We start from the raw sequence: 15,019 nt of genomic DNA, 5'->3' as shown, positions 1-15,019 counted from the left end.
TGTCTGGGGACTTAATTAATAAAATTTACGCGTGGGAAATAAAAATCGAAACTATTTATCTATTACCGCTAGAAGCTGTGATTTTTCCTAATTGTAATCTAAAATCTGGTTTTTTTGGATTGAACATATCAATGAATGTTTCTTTGTTGTCACTTTGTGACATTACGTTAAAGAAAACACTGTTTCCATACCAACTTTCTAGATCTTCATTGTTAGAATTGTACTCTGTAAAGATGTTTCCATTACATAAGTTGAAGTACATTTCCTCAAATTTGATTTTTTTAAGGTTGGCATCATTGATTTCAGTTTTGCTATCTAATAATACAGCAGGGTTAAATCCAGAGATTACACTTCTTTTCATTTCTAGAGAAGCATTCTCTGCTACATAAACAGCCTCTTTTACTAAACCTGCTTGAATGTCAGCTTTAATGTTTTCGCTGTCGTTAACCATTGTAATATTACTAGCAACAACTAAAGTTTGTTTTTTAGTGAAGTCTGTTTCACTTTTCTTCTCATAAGATTTAACCTCCATACAACGAGATCCGTCTTTAGTACTTGAGAAGTAAGAAGATCTAACTGCTAGAGAGTTGAAGAAACGACATTGAACTCCTTGAGAAAATTTAAAGTCGTCGTTAACTGATTTATAAGATACGAATTTTGTAGCATTTAAGTCACCGCCTAAGACTCCGAAAGAATCTCCTCCAGCGTAACTTACCATAATGTTTTCAAGAACAGTTTTGTTTCCAACAGCTGCAAGAGTCAAACCATTGAAAGTATCTGAACCTTTTACTTTTTTACCAGCAAACTCGATTCTAACAAATCTTAAAACTCCAGAGTTTGAAGCTACATTATCACCACCGTAAGTAGTCATTGTAGGATCTAGGTCTAGGTTATAAGAACCAACATTTCCGAATTTGTTAATTGGTGCATCTCCAAGGATTACAATTCCACCCCAATCTCCAGCTTTTTTCATGCTGCGGTTTGAAGTAAATACAATTGGATCTGTTTCTAAACCATCAGCCACTAATTGTGCACCTTTTGTAACTACCAATGTTCCTTTTGTTTCGAAATCACCAATAATTACAGTTCCAGGTTCGATAGTTAAAACAGCATTGTTTGTAACATAAACGTTTCCTTGTAGAACGTAGATATTTCTTTTTAGCAATTTAGTATTAACAGAAATGTTTCCTGCTAAAATTTGGTTTGCTTCTCCATAGTCAACTTTATTAGGCTTAAACTCGGTCCAGTTGTTTAACCAATTAGTGTAGCCCATAATTCCTTTCTCTTGTTGAGCACTCATACTCGTAACTGTCAAAAGAACGCAGATCAATTGAGTAATTTTTTTCATGATAAGGGGGTATTACGGTTAATAATAAATTTGGGTATGCGCAAATGCAAAAACTCCTCTCGAATTTTCTGGAATTTTACAGAACCCTCGAGAATGAGTTTTTTTTATTTTGTTTTCGAAGAATGTCAAAGCAATATTTTACTGAGACTTTCCAGAAAAAAATTTCAAAAAAAATGCTTTATTACATTTCGTTCAAATCGTTGAACTCGTGTAATGATTTCAATGTACTTTCGTAGAACAAGATTGCCGCGATTAGATTTCCTTTATCAGAGTAAGGCATCATTTTTCTTTGGAATTCTACAGTTGTATCCAAAAATGTTGTTGTACCAACTGCTTGAGCATCCAAAACTTTTTTGTGTTCACTATCGTCTGGAATACCAAGGTCGGCCATAGTAACTCCAGGTTTAGTAACCAAAGCAATGTAAGGGAGAGTTTTAACTAATACTTTGATACGCTCGATGTATAATTCCAAAAGTTCACCCTTTTGCATACCACTTAATTCTTTTTGATCATGGTATTTTCGGATAAGAGCAGTTGTACTAATAATACTTCTCGGTGCGTTTTTAGCTTGTGCTGAAACAGCCGCAGTAGTTAAGATAAAAAAAGCACTAAATAGAATAATTTTCCCTTTCATAGATTCTTATTTTATAATTGGTTGTTGATAAAAACAAAAATATAGAAATTAACTTAAATTACAACTCTAATGAATTTTTTTTTCAAAAAATTTCCTTAAAAAAACCTTAAAAACCAGTCTTATGTCGAGAAAATGTGCGTTTTAACGGGCTTTTTGTTAAAAATGTTAATTAAAAAATCGTAAGAGATTATCTATAAAAAATAAAAAATTAACTCTATAAATAGCCAAAAAAAACCTCCGTTTGTCGAATTTCGAAAAAAAATATTAACAAAAACATCTTGATATTTACTCACTTGAAGATATTTATTAACAAAATTCTGTCGAAAATGATCCGAATTTTTTAAAAATCATCTCCTCACTTCGACTCCGAATTTGAAAATTGTGAACTACTAAATAATCTTATCCTGAAAATTTTTGCCTCCACATTTTCTTCTATCTTTGCGCAATGCAATTTTCTCAAATTTTAGGTCAAGATTACATCAAAAGCCACTTGATAAAAAGTGCTGCTTCTGGTAGAATTCCTCATGCACAATTATTTGTTGGTCCAGAAGGAAGTGGCACATTAATAACTGCCATTGCTTATGCTCAATATATTTTGTGTAGCAATACCGGCGATGAAAATTTAAACGGAAACGATTCTTGTAATCTAAAGTTTGATAACATCTCTCATCCCGATCTCCATTTTATTTATCCAACCGTTACAACCGAAGATGTAAAAACAAAACCTAAGAGTTTAGATTTTATTCAAGATTGGCGCAGCTTTATTCAAGAAATGCCTTACGGAGGTTTGTTCGATTGGTATAAAATTCTGGGTGTACAAAACAAACAAGGAGAAATTCGTGTTGAAGATGCACAGGAAGTTTTAAAATCGCTTTCGCTAAAATCGTACGAAGGCGGATACAAAATCATGATTATCTGGATGGCCGATAAAATGAATATCGCCGCTTCCAACAAACTTCTAAAACTTCTGGAAGAACCTTCAGAAAAAACCATGTTTATTCTGATTTCTGAAAACGAAGAAGATATTATCCAAACCATACGTTCGCGCTGCCAGGTAATTCATTTTAACGGATTGCCAGAAAAAGTTATTGCCGATGCTTTAATTGCCCAAGAAAATATAGATGCCGGCTTAGCCAAAAAAATTGCACATCAGGCGCAAGGTAATTTTAGTAAAGCATTGCATTTGTTAAAAGAAGATGATGATGATCTTCCGTTCGAACAATGGTTTGTTAATTGGGTACGCGCCGCTTTTAGAGCAAAAGGAAATGCTGCGGCCATTCAAGATTTAATTTCTTGGAGCGAACAAATTGCAGCACTGGGACGCGAAAGTCAGAAAAAATTCATTCAGTATTGTATCGAAATGTTTAGACAAGCTCTAATGCTAAATTATCAGACGCCAAGTTTGGTTTATATAGAGCCCAAGGTCGATAAATTCAAATTAGAAAATTTTGCTCCTTTCGTAAACGGAAATAACATTCACGAAATATTCAAAGAGCTTTCAGATGCTTTGTATCATATTGAAAGAAATGGAAATGCAAAAATAATCCTTACCGATTTATCCATCAAATTGACTCGTTTAATTCATAAAAAATAATTCATAATGAACAATGTTGCCTCAATTTTACTTTTAGCTTTTCTAGCTTTAACTTTTTTACAATCGGGTTACGAAAAAATTTTTTATTGGAAAGATAATGTGGCTTGGCTAAAAGAACACTTTGCCAAAACACCACTAAAAAATCAGGTTCCGCTGGCTCTTTTACATTTACTAATTTTGGAATTAATTTCTGGAATTTTATGTGTTGTTGGAGGAATTCAATTATTTACAAATAATGGCAGAGAATTTGGTTTTTACGGAGCTATCTTTTCATGTATCTGTTTGTTAATGATGCTTTTCGGACAAAGACTTGCAAAAGATTACGATGGTGCGAGAACCATTGTTATATATTTTATACCAGCCGTTATGGCTGTTTATTGGTTAAATTAACCAATACAATTTTTAAATTTTTAGATCAAAAAAATGAATCCAAAACATCCTTCAGAATCCCTAACTATTTTAACTGATTTAGTTTTACCGAGCGAAACAAATCCTTTAAACAATCTTTTTGGTGGTGAATTATTAGCCAGAATGGATCGCGCCGCAAGTATTGCAGCCCGCAGACATTCGCGCCGAATTGTAGTAACGGCTTCTGTAAATCACGTTGCCTTCAACAGAGCCATTTCGCTTGGAAGCGTTGTAACCGTAGAGGCAAAAGTTTCAAGATCATTCAAAAGTTCGATGGAAGTTTTTATTGACGTATGGGTAGAAGACCGCGAATCTGGAAACAGAACCAAAGCCAACGAAGCAATTTACACCTTTGTTGCTGTTGACGATACCGGAAGACCAGTTGAAGTTCCAGCAATTATTCCAGAAACCGAGCTAGAAATTCAGCGATTTGATGCAGCGCTTCGTCGCAAACAATTGAGTTTATTGCTTGCTGGCAAAATAAAACCTTCTGATGCTACAGAATTAAAGGCTTTATTTTTATAGAACGATTTTGTGACAATTTGGAACAATCAAACTTCAAAAAAAGAAGTAATTTTACAAATTATAAAACAGATCAATAAGATTACGGAAGAATTTTCTTATTTTTATCCAGAAAGACAAAACAATAATTTAGATATTAGAAAAAAATGAGTTCAGAGAAAGAAGCCAAATTAAAAGCACTACAATTAACGCTTGACAAACTTGACAAAACCTACGGAAAAGGAACCGTAATGAAAATGGGCGACAGAGCCATTGTAGAAGTAGAAACGATTTCTTCTGGCTCACTAGGTGTTGACTTAGCTCTTGGAGTAAACGGATATCCTAAAGGAAGAATTATCGAAATATATGGTCCAGAATCTTCTGGAAAAACAACTTTGACGCTTCACGCTATTGCAGAAGCTCAAAAAGCAGGTGGTATTGCTGCCTTTATCGATGCCGAGCACGCATTTGATAGAAACTATGCTGAGAAATTAAATGTTGATATCGAGAACTTAATTATTTCTCAACCAGACAACGGAGAGCAAGCTTTAGAAATTGCCGAAAACCTAATTCGTTCTGGAGCTATAGACATTGTTGTAATTGACTCTGTGGCGGCTTTAACTCCAAAAAGTGAAATTGAAGGTGAAATGGGAGATTCTAAAATGGGTCTTCACGCACGTTTGATGTCTCAAGCATTGAGAAAACTTACTGGAACTATCAGTAAAACAAACTGTACTGTTTTCTTTATCAACCAGCTTCGTGAAAAAATTGGTGTTATGTTCGGAAATCCAGAAACTACAACTGGAGGTAACGCACTTAAATTTTACGCTTCTGTTCGTTTAGATATTCGTCGTTCTGCTCAAATTAAAGATGGTGAAAATGTAATCGGAAACAGAACTAAAGTAAAAATCGTTAAAAACAAAGTTGCACCACCATTTAAAACTGCCGAATTTGACATTATGTACGGAGAAGGTGTTTCTAAAACGGGTGAAATCTTAGACTTAGCAGTTGAATTTGATATCGTTAAAAAAGCAGGATCTTGGTTTAGCTACGGCGATACAAAATTAGGTCAAGGTCGTGACGCTGTTAAAACTTTAATTAAAGATAATCCAGAACTTGCTGAAGAACTGGAAATTAAAATTAAAGAACACATAAAAGAATTGGCAAATGCCTAAAAAATAAGTCGAAAAAAGACGCTTTTAAATAGCCGAGTGATGTAAAAATTACTCGGCTATTTTTATTTTGAAATAAATATGAAATTTTCACGCAACCTTTTTACAAAACTTCCATCTCTATAAAAAAGCAGTTTATAATTGGTACTGCCATATATCAATTTCGAGTTTTTTTTAGAATTTACGTTGGTTGGTTATTTGATTAAAAACCCGTTGGCATCTTCATCTGACGGGTTTTATCAAATTTTTTAAATTTTGACGCAACCTTTTTAATTTTTCTACATCTATAATAATGTGACATTAACTTGAGTTATTAACTAAACTCTTTATTATCAACCATTAATATTTTTAACCATGAAAGAAAAAATGGAATTGTTGTACAGTAAAAACCGAAGAAAAACCAAATTAAGATTTAAAAAAGTATTGCGTTTTATTTCAGAAAAGATAATTCACAGATAATAACTTTTGAATAAAAATAGGGGGTTTTTAATTCAAAGAAAAGCCGGTAGATAATTAAATCTATCGGCTTTTGTATTTTACATAATGTTTTTATGGTTATTCCTTTTGATAATCCATTAAACCATTATAAATCATGTTTCTAACTTGATCTCTTAATTCTTTTCTGTTGTCGCTTGTCAATCCTTTTGTTTCTACAAAAGGTAAAATTCGCGCGCGCATTTTTCCTGGACTTCCACTCAAAAAAGTATATGAAAAACGTTTCTTACTATCTGGATAAACAATTGGCACAATCGGAATCTGATGATCGATAGCCAATCTAAATGCGCCGTCTTTAAACTCATCCAGCAAAATGCTTTCGTCATCTGGAACTCCTCCCTCTGGGAAAATGCAAATACTTAAACCTTGATTTAATCTATTTTGAGCTCTTTTAAAAACTTCATTTTTACTTTTAGACGAACTTCTGTCAACTAGAATACAAGTTCTTTTATAGAAAAATCCAAAAAGCGGAATCTTTACCAGCTCTTTCTTCCCAACAAAAACAAACGGATTTTTAATTAAAGCCAACGTAAGCATAATATCGGTCATTGAGGTGTGATTGGCCACGATCATGTAACTTTTGCCTTTAATGAGCTTCTGTTCACGTTTTACGGTATAAAAGAAACCCATTCCGAAAAGGATGAATTTAGCCCAAATGCGGGCCATTTTAAAGAAATATGGATATCCTTTCTCAGAAAGGATAGAAACTACCAGAAAAGGTAACATAATGAGTATTGGAATGGCCATCAAAACGTAAAACCAAACTCTCCAAAGAATCCAAAAAGTAATTTTAAATATTTTCATAGCTTCAAATGTAAGAAAACCGAAATGAATTTTAAACAAGATTTTTTTCTAAGCACAAGTCCTATTCTAACGCAAAGCGCGCAAAGGATTTTCGTAAAGTTTTTAAAGTGATCATTGTGAAAGTTTGCTTTGCGATAAGTTCGCAAAGCTTTATCTATAAATTATTTGCAACTCGTCTAATGCCATTTTTCAAAAGAGTATCGCTGAAATTTATGAGTAAACCTAGCTTAAAATTTCCTAGTCTTAAATAGGTTAATGTTTGCGCTAAATGATTTACGCTAAGTGATTCCACACTTTTTATCTCTATTAGTAATTTATTTTCCACCAGTATATCAATGCGGTAGCCACAATCTAGCTGGACTTCTTCAAAATTTAATGCCAAAGATTTTTCTTTTTCAACAAGAAGTCCATGTTGTTTAATTTTATAAAACAAACATTCTTTGTATACATTTTCTAATAATCCTGGTCCAAGTTTTTTATGAATTTCAATTGCTAGTCCAATTACAATATTTGATATTTCGTTTTCTGTCATAATAAAAAAATATCAAAATTATAAATATTTTCTTATATTTTATAAATAAAGCTTTGTGAACTTATCGCAAAGCAATCTCTAAAAGAAACATAACTTCTTTTCTTTGCGAAAATCCTTTGCGCACTTTGCGTTAAAAATAACTCACAAAAAATTTCAAAACTTAATGATAAACCATTGCGCACTTTGCGATTAAAAAAAACATCACGACATTTGCATTTCAGAAAAAACTAGAATGGCAAAAATACTTACTGGTGTTCAAAGTACAGGAACACCGCATTTAGGAAATTTATTAGGCGCAATTATTCCGGCAATCGAATTATCAAACGATCCAGCAAATGAATCTTATTTGTTTATTGCCGATTTGCATTCCATCACACAGATTAAAGACGGAAAAACTTTAAGAGAAAACACCTTTAGCACAGCTGCGGCTTGGCTTGCGTGTGGTTTAAATCCTGACAAAGTTACTTTTTACAGACAATCTGATGTGGTTCAAACTACAGAATTGACTTGGTATTTGAGTTGTTTTTTTCCATTTCAAAGATTGACATTAGCACACTCTTTCAAAGATAAAGCAGATCGTTTAGATGATGTTAACGCTGGACTTTTCACATATCCGATGCTAATGGCTGCCGATATTTTATTGTATGATGCTGAATTTGTTCCTGTTGGAAAAGATCAGTTGCAGCATTTAGAAATTACTCGTGATGTTGCGGCTCGTTTCAATCACCAGATGGGTGAAACTTTTGTTCTTCCTGAAGCTAAAATTGAGGAAAACATTATGCTGATTCCTGGAACTAACGGAGGAAAAATGAGTAAATCTGCAAACAATATCATCAATATTTTCTTGGACGACAAAACATTACGCAAACAAGTAATGAGTATTGAAACAGATTCGACTCCACTTGAAGCTCCAAAAAATCCAGATACTTGTAATGCATTTGCGATCTATTCTTTGCTAGCAAACGAAGAACAAACTGCACAAATGAGAGCAAACTATTTAGGAGGAAATTACGGTTACGGACATGCTAAACAAGCTTTGTTCGAATTGATTACAGAAAAATTTAAAACAGAAAGAGAAAAATATAACTACTATATCAACAACCTTGAAGAAGTTGACGCTTTGTTGAAAAAAGGCGCTGCAAAAGCTTCGGTTATTGCCGATGGTGTTTTGGCAAAGGTTAGAGAGGTTTTAGGATTTGGGAAGTAATTCCATTTAAAAAATGTTTTCAAAGAAACGCTGATCATTTTAAAATTGGTCAGCGTTTTTCTTTTAATATTCATTTCAATTATTTTTTGTAACTTCAAGTATATTAACTACTTAAAAATAAAAAAGATGGATAAGTATATTGAAGATTACAATGTTCCGCCGTATGTATTTCAAATCCTAAATATCGTTTTTGGCTTATTGCTGATTTACATTTTATACCGATTGTACAAACATTTTACAAGAAAATAATGTATAGGATTTTCTGCGTTAAATTGACTCAAAAAGTTTTCCAGGAAGCGGTCTTATAACGCCTTTTAATTCCATCCCAATCAGAATTCCAGATAATTTGAAGATTGGAATATCACATTCAATTGCAATGATGTCTAATAATTCCTTTCCGTTTTTCTGGAGAAAATCATAAATCGTTTGTTCTACAGGTTCTAACTCTACAAAAAGCTGTTTCTGAATCGTTTTTGGATTTTCTTTAATATCCCAATTCAACATATAAATCAAATCTGCGGCACTAGTTAACACATTTGCTTTCTGAGTTTTAATCAAATTATTACAGCCTTGGCTATACTTGTCGGTCACTCGTCCTGGCACTGCAAAAACATCCCGATTGTAATCATTAGCCATATTTGCCGTTATTAAAGATCCGCCTTTATCAGCAGATTCTATCACAATTGTAGCTTCTGCCATTCCTGCCACGATACGATTTCGGCGAACAAATTTTTCTTTATCCGGATTCGAATCACTCCAAAACTCGGTTATAAATCCGCCCTTCTCTTCCACTCTGGCCATGTACTTTTTATGAGTTCTCGGATAAATTTGATTTAAGCCATGAGCCAGTACGCCAACAGTTTGCAAATTAAAATCCATTGCTGCCTGATGCGCCACGATGTCAACTCCATAAGCAAATCCACTCACAATTACAGGATCTAAGGGCGCAATATCTTCTATCAATTTTTTACAGAAATCAGTTCCATAAGAAGTAATCTGACGCGTACCAACAATGCTAATTATTTTTTTGTTTTTGAAATCCAGATTTCCAGCGGTAAAAATCAGAATTGGTGCATCAATGCAATGCTTAAGCCGTTCAGGGTAGTTTTCATCCTGAAAAAAAGAAATCTGAATATTGTTATTTTTAATAAACGAAAGTTCTTTATCCGCTTTCTCAAAAACACTTTTATCTTTCAGATTTTTCAATAAAACACTTCCAATTCCGTCAACAGCTGCCAATTGCGAATTTTTAGCTTTAAAAACAGCCGAGGCATCACCAAAAGAATTAAGCAATTTTTTGCCCATTATATCTCCCACTCCATCAACCTTTAATAAGGCAAGTAAATTAAATAATTCCTGATCGTTCATTGTTTTTAACATTATGTAAAATAGAAAAAATAAATCTACTTTTTATGAGGCGCAAATATCTATAAAACAAAGTAATTTCTTAATAAATTTAGAAAATAATTCTTACGGTGCTTTTTAAATAAGAAAAACCAACCACTTAATTAATTGAAAACGAATTGTCTAAAAATAATTCTGAATTGTTAATAAAAATTGTGAATAAAATTTTGATAACTATACGCGTTGTCTAACTTTGTTACTATGAAAATCGAAGTATATATCTCACAGTTATTGTATCGTTATCAGTGTGTAACGGTTCCAGGGTTTGGTGCATTTTTAACAGAAACTCATTCGGCGCAGCTAAATGAAAGCACTAATTCGTTTTTTCCACCAAAAAAAACCATTTCTTTCAACAGCCGTATCAAAAATAATGACGGATTGTTGGCAAATCATATTGCACAAGCAGAAAAAACATCTTATGGTTTTGCTGTTAGCGCGATTGCTTTTGAAATTTTGAATTGGAAAAAAGCATTAGAAGAAGATGGCGTAATTCTTTTAAAAAATATTGGAGAGCTACGTTTAAATTCTGAAAGTAACATTGTTTTCAAGCCAAACGATCAGACCAACTATTTAGCTGCTTCTTTTGGACTGAGTCCTTTTGTTTCTCCAATGGTGAAAAAAGAGGCATTCGAGAAAAAAATCGAAAAGATTGCAGCAAAAGAAAAAGATGCTGTTTTAATATACGAAAGTGAAGAAGAAACCAAATCTTCGAATCCGTTCTTGCGATATGCTGCAATTCTTGTTTTAGGACTAGGAATTACAGGAAGCATTGGTTATCCATTATACCAAAATCAAATTGATAACCAAACACTTGTTGTAGAACAAGCGGTTCAGAAAAAAGTGCAAAACAAAATTCAAGAAGCCACTTTCTTTATCAAAAGTCCACTTCCAGCTGTAACTCTTTCTGTAGATTCTGCTGCTGTCGAAACTGTCGAAACCACAATGCCCTACCACATTATGGCAGGTGCTTTTAGAAGTGAGCAAAATGCTAGAAAAGCTTATAACCAATTAATTAAAGATGGTTTCAAAGCTAGAATGCTGAAAGAAAACAAACACGGTTTATTTCCTGTTTTGTACGGAAGTTATGCTACAATGAAAGAAGCAGAACAAGCTCAAAAAGAAATACAAAAAGGCGAAAATCCACAAGCCTGGATTCTGGTCGAAAATCTATAAAATACTTTTAATCCTGTTCGAAAGAGCAGGATTTTTTTTGCCTTATTATGTTGTTTTAAAATCTTTGAATGGACACTTCTTAAACTCTATTCAAATAAATTCGTCTTCATAAAATTTAATACAATCATGAAGACAATTTTTAAAACCTTTGCTTTTTTATTACTACTAGGCTCTCAGTCCATTTTTGCACAACAAACCAATTCTGATCAAGAAAATCAAATAAAGAAGAACGAAGCTCAAACACAGCAAGTTCTTAAAGAAAATTATAAAAAGCTTGATGATAAAATTGCTGTACTCAAAAAAGAACAGAAAGAATTGGAAACCAAAAAGAACACTCTTGTTAAGGCTGAAAACCAGTTAAAATCGACTAGAGATAAAATTGAAAAGTTGGAAAAGGCCAATCAGAAAATCGAAAACAAAATCTCGACTACATCAGTTTCTGACGAAGAGATTCAAAAGCAAAAAATTAAAACCAAAGAGAATGAAGTTACAATTCAGAAATTGAAGCTTACGCAAATTTCTCAAGAAAAAGAATTAGAAAAAGTACTATCAAATATCTAAACAAAAAAGCCTGATTCGTTCTGAATCAGGCTTTTTTAATGTTTATCGTGAAACAATTTTTGCGTCTTGAGATAGGATTTCTTTTCCAGACTGATAAACGGTCAATATTGCTGGCGGCGAATCTTTTTGTCCCAAAACAATAAAATAGCATCGGTATTTGAAATTGCCTTTTTTAAAATCGAAGTAATGGTTTCCTCCCGTTCCATCTGCAACAAAAACTCCTTTTTCGATTACGAGATCTGGAGTTTCAGTCATTTCCTGTTTGATCGACCAAGAAGCATAGCGATAATTATCATTTCCTAAATCATCGATTCTAATTCTGAACTTCGAAGTTTCAAGAACTGCAACAGGTTCTTTAAAATTTGAAAGTGAAGAATTTACTCTTTTTTTCTGCTTTGCGATTAATGAATTTTTTAATTTCAATTCTTCCTCCGATTGATTATTGATGCTAATAATTCTTCCATCAATATCGATCCACATGTCTCCACGATTTAGCATAATTCCGCGCCATCCCACTTCTGACCAATCTTTTGGATCCGATTTTGTTATTTTTTCAATTAAAACCTTATCAAAAATTTGGTTATATCTTTTCACAAAATCTGCTTTATCCTTCACCGAAGGAATTGGATAATCTCGCTTGAATGGAAATTTTATACGATTTGCAATTGCATCTTTATCGCCATTTTTTACTTCGAGAATAAATTTCGAAATGAACTTTTGATATTCTGGTTTCAAATCCTGGGCAATCAAAAACGAAGAATTAAACACCAGAATTGTTAGTAATATTTTAAATGTTTTCATGTCAAAAATAATTTAATGCGTTAGAAATTAGATTTTTGAAAAACAGAAAACCGTGTTTCACGTGGGACGTTCAAAAAATTAATTGATGCTCGCTTTGAACATTTTTAGTTCGTCCCAAGTAAATTCATCTCCATATTTTTCTTTCAAAGGACTCAAAGATTCTTCTTGATAAAACTGAAAAGCTTCTCTCAAAGCCAAAATTTTATCATACGGAAGAACATCGGTAATTTCGATTTTCTTCGACTGAATAAGTCTTATCAAATGGCCTTCGATCGTTTGAACATTTAATTTACGCATTCTCGCAATATCTTCAACCGAATTTTTATCCATCCACAAATCGTACGTTTCTTCGACTGTCGTTTTTTTAGCCGTTTTAAGCTCGCCTTTCTCCGTCTTAGTTGATTTGTATCGAACAACGGGCTCTTCTGTCCTAAAAATGTCCGTATTTGTCGTTTTCAGCTCTTCTCGAATCCTTTCTGCTTTGTTCGTTTTGTAATTTTTAATATTTGGCGATGTTAACTTTTCTTTACTGATTTCTTCGCCGGCCACAACCACTTCGATCAATAACTTGGCTTTCATCAATCTCAAAACCGCCTTGGTCTGAAGATCTTCCAAAAAGTTAAGCTCTTCGTAGAATTCTTTTACTTTTTTAAATTTTTGAATTTCGGCCATTTTATAAATCAGATCATCAACCAATTTGTCCATTGGCTTGAAAAAATAATCGTAGGCCGCATCTACCCTTTCTTTCACAAAAAACAAATCGACCGTTTCTTTGATGAAGATTTTATTGAGTTGCGAAATGAATTTCTGCGAAGGATCTAAAAGCTGTTCTATAATTTCCATTCGTTTATGCGCCCAAACCGCATGTTTCGTTTTTTCGGAACCTGCTGCGTTTTCGTTATAACTGAAACGATGATTTCGCCATTCTTGCGCCAATTCTCCCCAATTAAAACTGTTTATCAAATAGTTGTGAATAAAATTTTTGGTTTCGAAGTGAAGCGCTTTCTCCAAAGTTTCTTCCGTTGCTCGGTTCAAAGCGTAATCCATCACATCTTGGTCGTTCGAAATGCCATTCATCTGCATCGGAGAAAGCAAAATAAGCCCGTCTAACGAACGCAAACGCGAAAGTGCTACATAGGCCTGCCCAGGAAGAAAAACTTGCGATACATCGAGCGCTGCTTTGTCAAAAGTTAAACCTTGACTTTTGTGCACCGTAATTGCCCATGCTAGCTTGATTGGATAATGCGCAAAAGTTCCTAAAACCTCTTCTTCAATATCTTTGGTTTGTTCGTTGACTTTGTAGCGGATATTTTTCCATTCGTACTTCTCCACTTCGAGTGTCATGTTCTCTTCTGGAAAGTGAACAAAGATTTCTTCATCAGAAAGCGATTTGATTACACCCATCTTTCCGTTGAAATATCTCTTTTCAAAAGACAAGTCATTTTTGACGAACATGATTTGTGCGCCCACTTTCAATTTCAATTCTTCTTCAACAGGAAATATCTTTTCTGGAAAATCTCCTACCACAAATGGCGTATATATATATTCTTTACCATCTAAATCATTGATTGACTGCGAGTTGATAGAATCAGCCTTAGCATTATGCGTTGTTAGCGTGATATAGCCTTTGTTCTCTTTGAAGTCAAAATCTGGCTTAACATATTGATTTAGAATAGTTATGTCCTCGGGAGTGATCTGGTTATTTCTTAAATTGTTCAAAACCGAGATAAAAGCATCATCGGTCTGGCGGTAAATTTTTGACAATTCGATATAAATCGGCGGATACGTCTGGAGAACATGAGAATGGAAAAAGAATTTCCCACGGTAGTAGTTTTTCAGTGTTCGCCATTCTTCATCGCGAATCACTGGCGGCAATTGCAGCAAATCTCCAATAAACAAAACTTGAACTCCACCAAACGGATGAGTGTTTCTTCGAACAGTCTGCATCATGAAATCGACTGCATCCAACAAATCGGCACGCATCATACTCACTTCATCAATCACAAGAAGCTCCATGTTTTTAATTACATTTCGCTTGACGTTATTCATTTTGAAATGGCGGCGAAGTGATTCTTTGTTTTCAAATTTTACTGTTTCTGTAAATTGGGCGCTCACATCATACGATGGAATAAACGCAGAAAACGGAAGTTGAAACATGGAGTGAATAGTTACGCCACCCGCATTCAAAGCAGCGATTCCCGTTGGTGCAACGACCACAGTATTTTTATGCGTTGTGGCTATAATTTCGCGTAAAAGCGTAGTTTTTCCCGTACCTGCTTTTCCCGTAAGGAAAATAGATTTCTGGGTCTGATTGATGAATTGCAAAGTATAAGCTGCCGCTTCTGAAACGTCCTGCATTGGGCTTGTATTAAAAAAATAAAATTA

15 protein-coding genes are annotated in these 15,019 nt (G+C 33.7%); 8 read left to right on the top strand and 7 right to left on the bottom strand.

What is annotated here, in order from left to right; all coding sequences use genetic code 11:
- Positions 1–55: 55 nt before the first annotated feature.
- Together SOM12_RS21495 and SOM12_RS21490 are read right to left on the bottom strand one after the other, a co-directional pair.
- The gene (locus SOM12_RS21495; protein ID WP_095930185.1) at positions 56–1,348 is read right to left on the bottom strand and encodes a hypothetical protein; all 1,293 of its coding nucleotides are present in this window, start codon (positions 1,346–1,348) and stop codon (positions 56–58) included.
- 181 nt (positions 1,349–1,529) lie between these two features.
- Complete coding sequence (locus tag SOM12_RS21490; protein WP_095930184.1) at positions 1,530–1,982, bottom strand: hypothetical protein; 453 nt, start codon at positions 1,980–1,982, stop codon at positions 1,530–1,532.
- A gap of 445 nt (positions 1,983–2,427) precedes the next feature.
- On the opposite strand from SOM12_RS21490, the gene SOM12_RS21485 reads away from it, so the two are divergent.
- The 4 genes from SOM12_RS21485 to recA all read left to right on the top strand — a co-directional run bounded on the left by SOM12_RS21485 (position 2,428) and on the right by recA (position 5,660).
- Positions 2,428–3,576 (top strand): ATP-binding protein, encoded by a 1,149-nt coding sequence (locus SOM12_RS21485; protein ID WP_095930183.1) that lies wholly within the window; start codon positions 2,428–2,430, stop codon positions 3,574–3,576.
- 6 nt (positions 3,577–3,582) lie between these two features.
- Entirely contained in the window at positions 3,583–3,966 is a 384-nt protein-coding gene (locus SOM12_RS21480) for a DoxX family protein (protein WP_095930182.1), read from the top strand.
- Between the two features lie 33 nt (positions 3,967–3,999).
- Complete coding sequence (locus SOM12_RS21475) at positions 4,000–4,509, top strand: acyl-CoA thioesterase (protein WP_095930181.1); 510 nt, start codon at positions 4,000–4,002, stop codon at positions 4,507–4,509.
- Positions 4,510–4,652: 143 nt separating this feature from the next.
- Complete coding sequence (gene recA, locus SOM12_RS21470; RefSeq protein ID WP_095930180.1) at positions 4,653–5,660, top strand: recombinase RecA; 1,008 nt, start codon at positions 4,653–4,655, stop codon at positions 5,658–5,660.
- A 552-nt stretch (positions 5,661–6,212) separates the two neighbouring features.
- On the opposite strand, the gene SOM12_RS21465 is transcribed toward recA, so the two are convergent.
- A complete protein-coding gene (locus tag SOM12_RS21465) occupies positions 6,213–6,956 on the bottom strand; it encodes a lysophospholipid acyltransferase family protein (protein ID WP_320495390.1) in 744 nt (247 codons plus the stop codon).
- 154 nt (positions 6,957–7,110) lie between these two features.
- On the bottom strand, positions 7,111–7,488 hold the full coding sequence (locus SOM12_RS21460; RefSeq protein ID WP_320495389.1) for a GxxExxY protein: 378 nt from the start codon (positions 7,486–7,488) through the stop codon (positions 7,111–7,113).
- 232 nt (positions 7,489–7,720) lie between these two features.
- On the opposite strand from SOM12_RS21460, the gene trpS reads away from it, so the two are divergent.
- Both trpS and SOM12_RS21450 read left to right on the top strand, forming a co-directional pair.
- Positions 7,721–8,695 (top strand): tryptophan--tRNA ligase, encoded by a 975-nt coding sequence (gene trpS / locus SOM12_RS21455; protein ID WP_320495387.1) that lies wholly within the window; start codon positions 7,721–7,723, stop codon positions 8,693–8,695.
- 126 nt (positions 8,696–8,821) lie between these two features.
- Positions 8,822–8,944 carry a hypothetical protein gene (locus SOM12_RS21450; RefSeq protein WP_284705077.1) on the top strand — a complete coding sequence of 41 codons (123 nt, stop codon included), beginning with the start codon at positions 8,822–8,824 and terminating at the stop codon, positions 8,942–8,944.
- An 18-nt stretch (positions 8,945–8,962) separates the two neighbouring features.
- Here SOM12_RS21450 and dprA read toward each other — a convergent pair whose 3' ends face one another.
- Complete coding sequence (dprA, locus tag SOM12_RS21445) at positions 8,963–10,063, bottom strand: DNA-processing protein DprA (RefSeq protein WP_320495384.1); 1,101 nt, start codon at positions 10,061–10,063, stop codon at positions 8,963–8,965.
- A 237-nt stretch (positions 10,064–10,300) separates the two neighbouring features.
- On the opposite strand from dprA, the gene SOM12_RS21440 reads away from it, so the two are divergent.
- Positions 10,301–11,272 carry an SPOR domain-containing protein gene (locus tag SOM12_RS21440; RefSeq protein WP_095930178.1) on the top strand — a complete coding sequence of 324 codons (972 nt, stop codon included), beginning with the start codon at positions 10,301–10,303 and terminating at the stop codon, positions 11,270–11,272.
- Between the two features lie 126 nt (positions 11,273–11,398).
- Entirely contained in the window at positions 11,399–11,833 is a 435-nt protein-coding gene (locus SOM12_RS21435; RefSeq protein WP_320495383.1) for a hypothetical protein, read from the top strand.
- A 42-nt stretch (positions 11,834–11,875) separates the two neighbouring features.
- Here the strand turns inward: SOM12_RS21435 and SOM12_RS21430 are convergent, their stop codons facing one another.
- Both SOM12_RS21430 and SOM12_RS21425 read right to left on the bottom strand, forming a co-directional pair.
- Positions 11,876–12,634, bottom strand: coding sequence for a hypothetical protein (locus SOM12_RS21430; RefSeq protein WP_320495381.1), 759 nt, complete (start codon positions 12,632–12,634; stop codon positions 11,876–11,878).
- Positions 12,635–12,712: 78 nt separating this feature from the next.
- Positions 12,713–14,992, bottom strand: a complete 2,280-nt coding sequence (locus SOM12_RS21425; protein ID WP_320495380.1) for a helix-turn-helix domain-containing protein — start codon at positions 14,990–14,992, stop codon at positions 12,713–12,715.
- Between the last annotated feature and the right edge of the window lie 27 nt (positions 14,993–15,019).

The sequence above is a fragment of the Flavobacterium sp. CFBP9031 genome (assembly GCF_034044945.1).
In the GTDB taxonomy this organism is placed as follows: Bacteria; Bacteroidota; Bacteroidia; order Flavobacteriales; family Flavobacteriaceae; genus Flavobacterium.
Note: the sequence above shows the minus strand (reverse complement) of the source record. Positions and strands in the feature narration are given on the sequence as shown.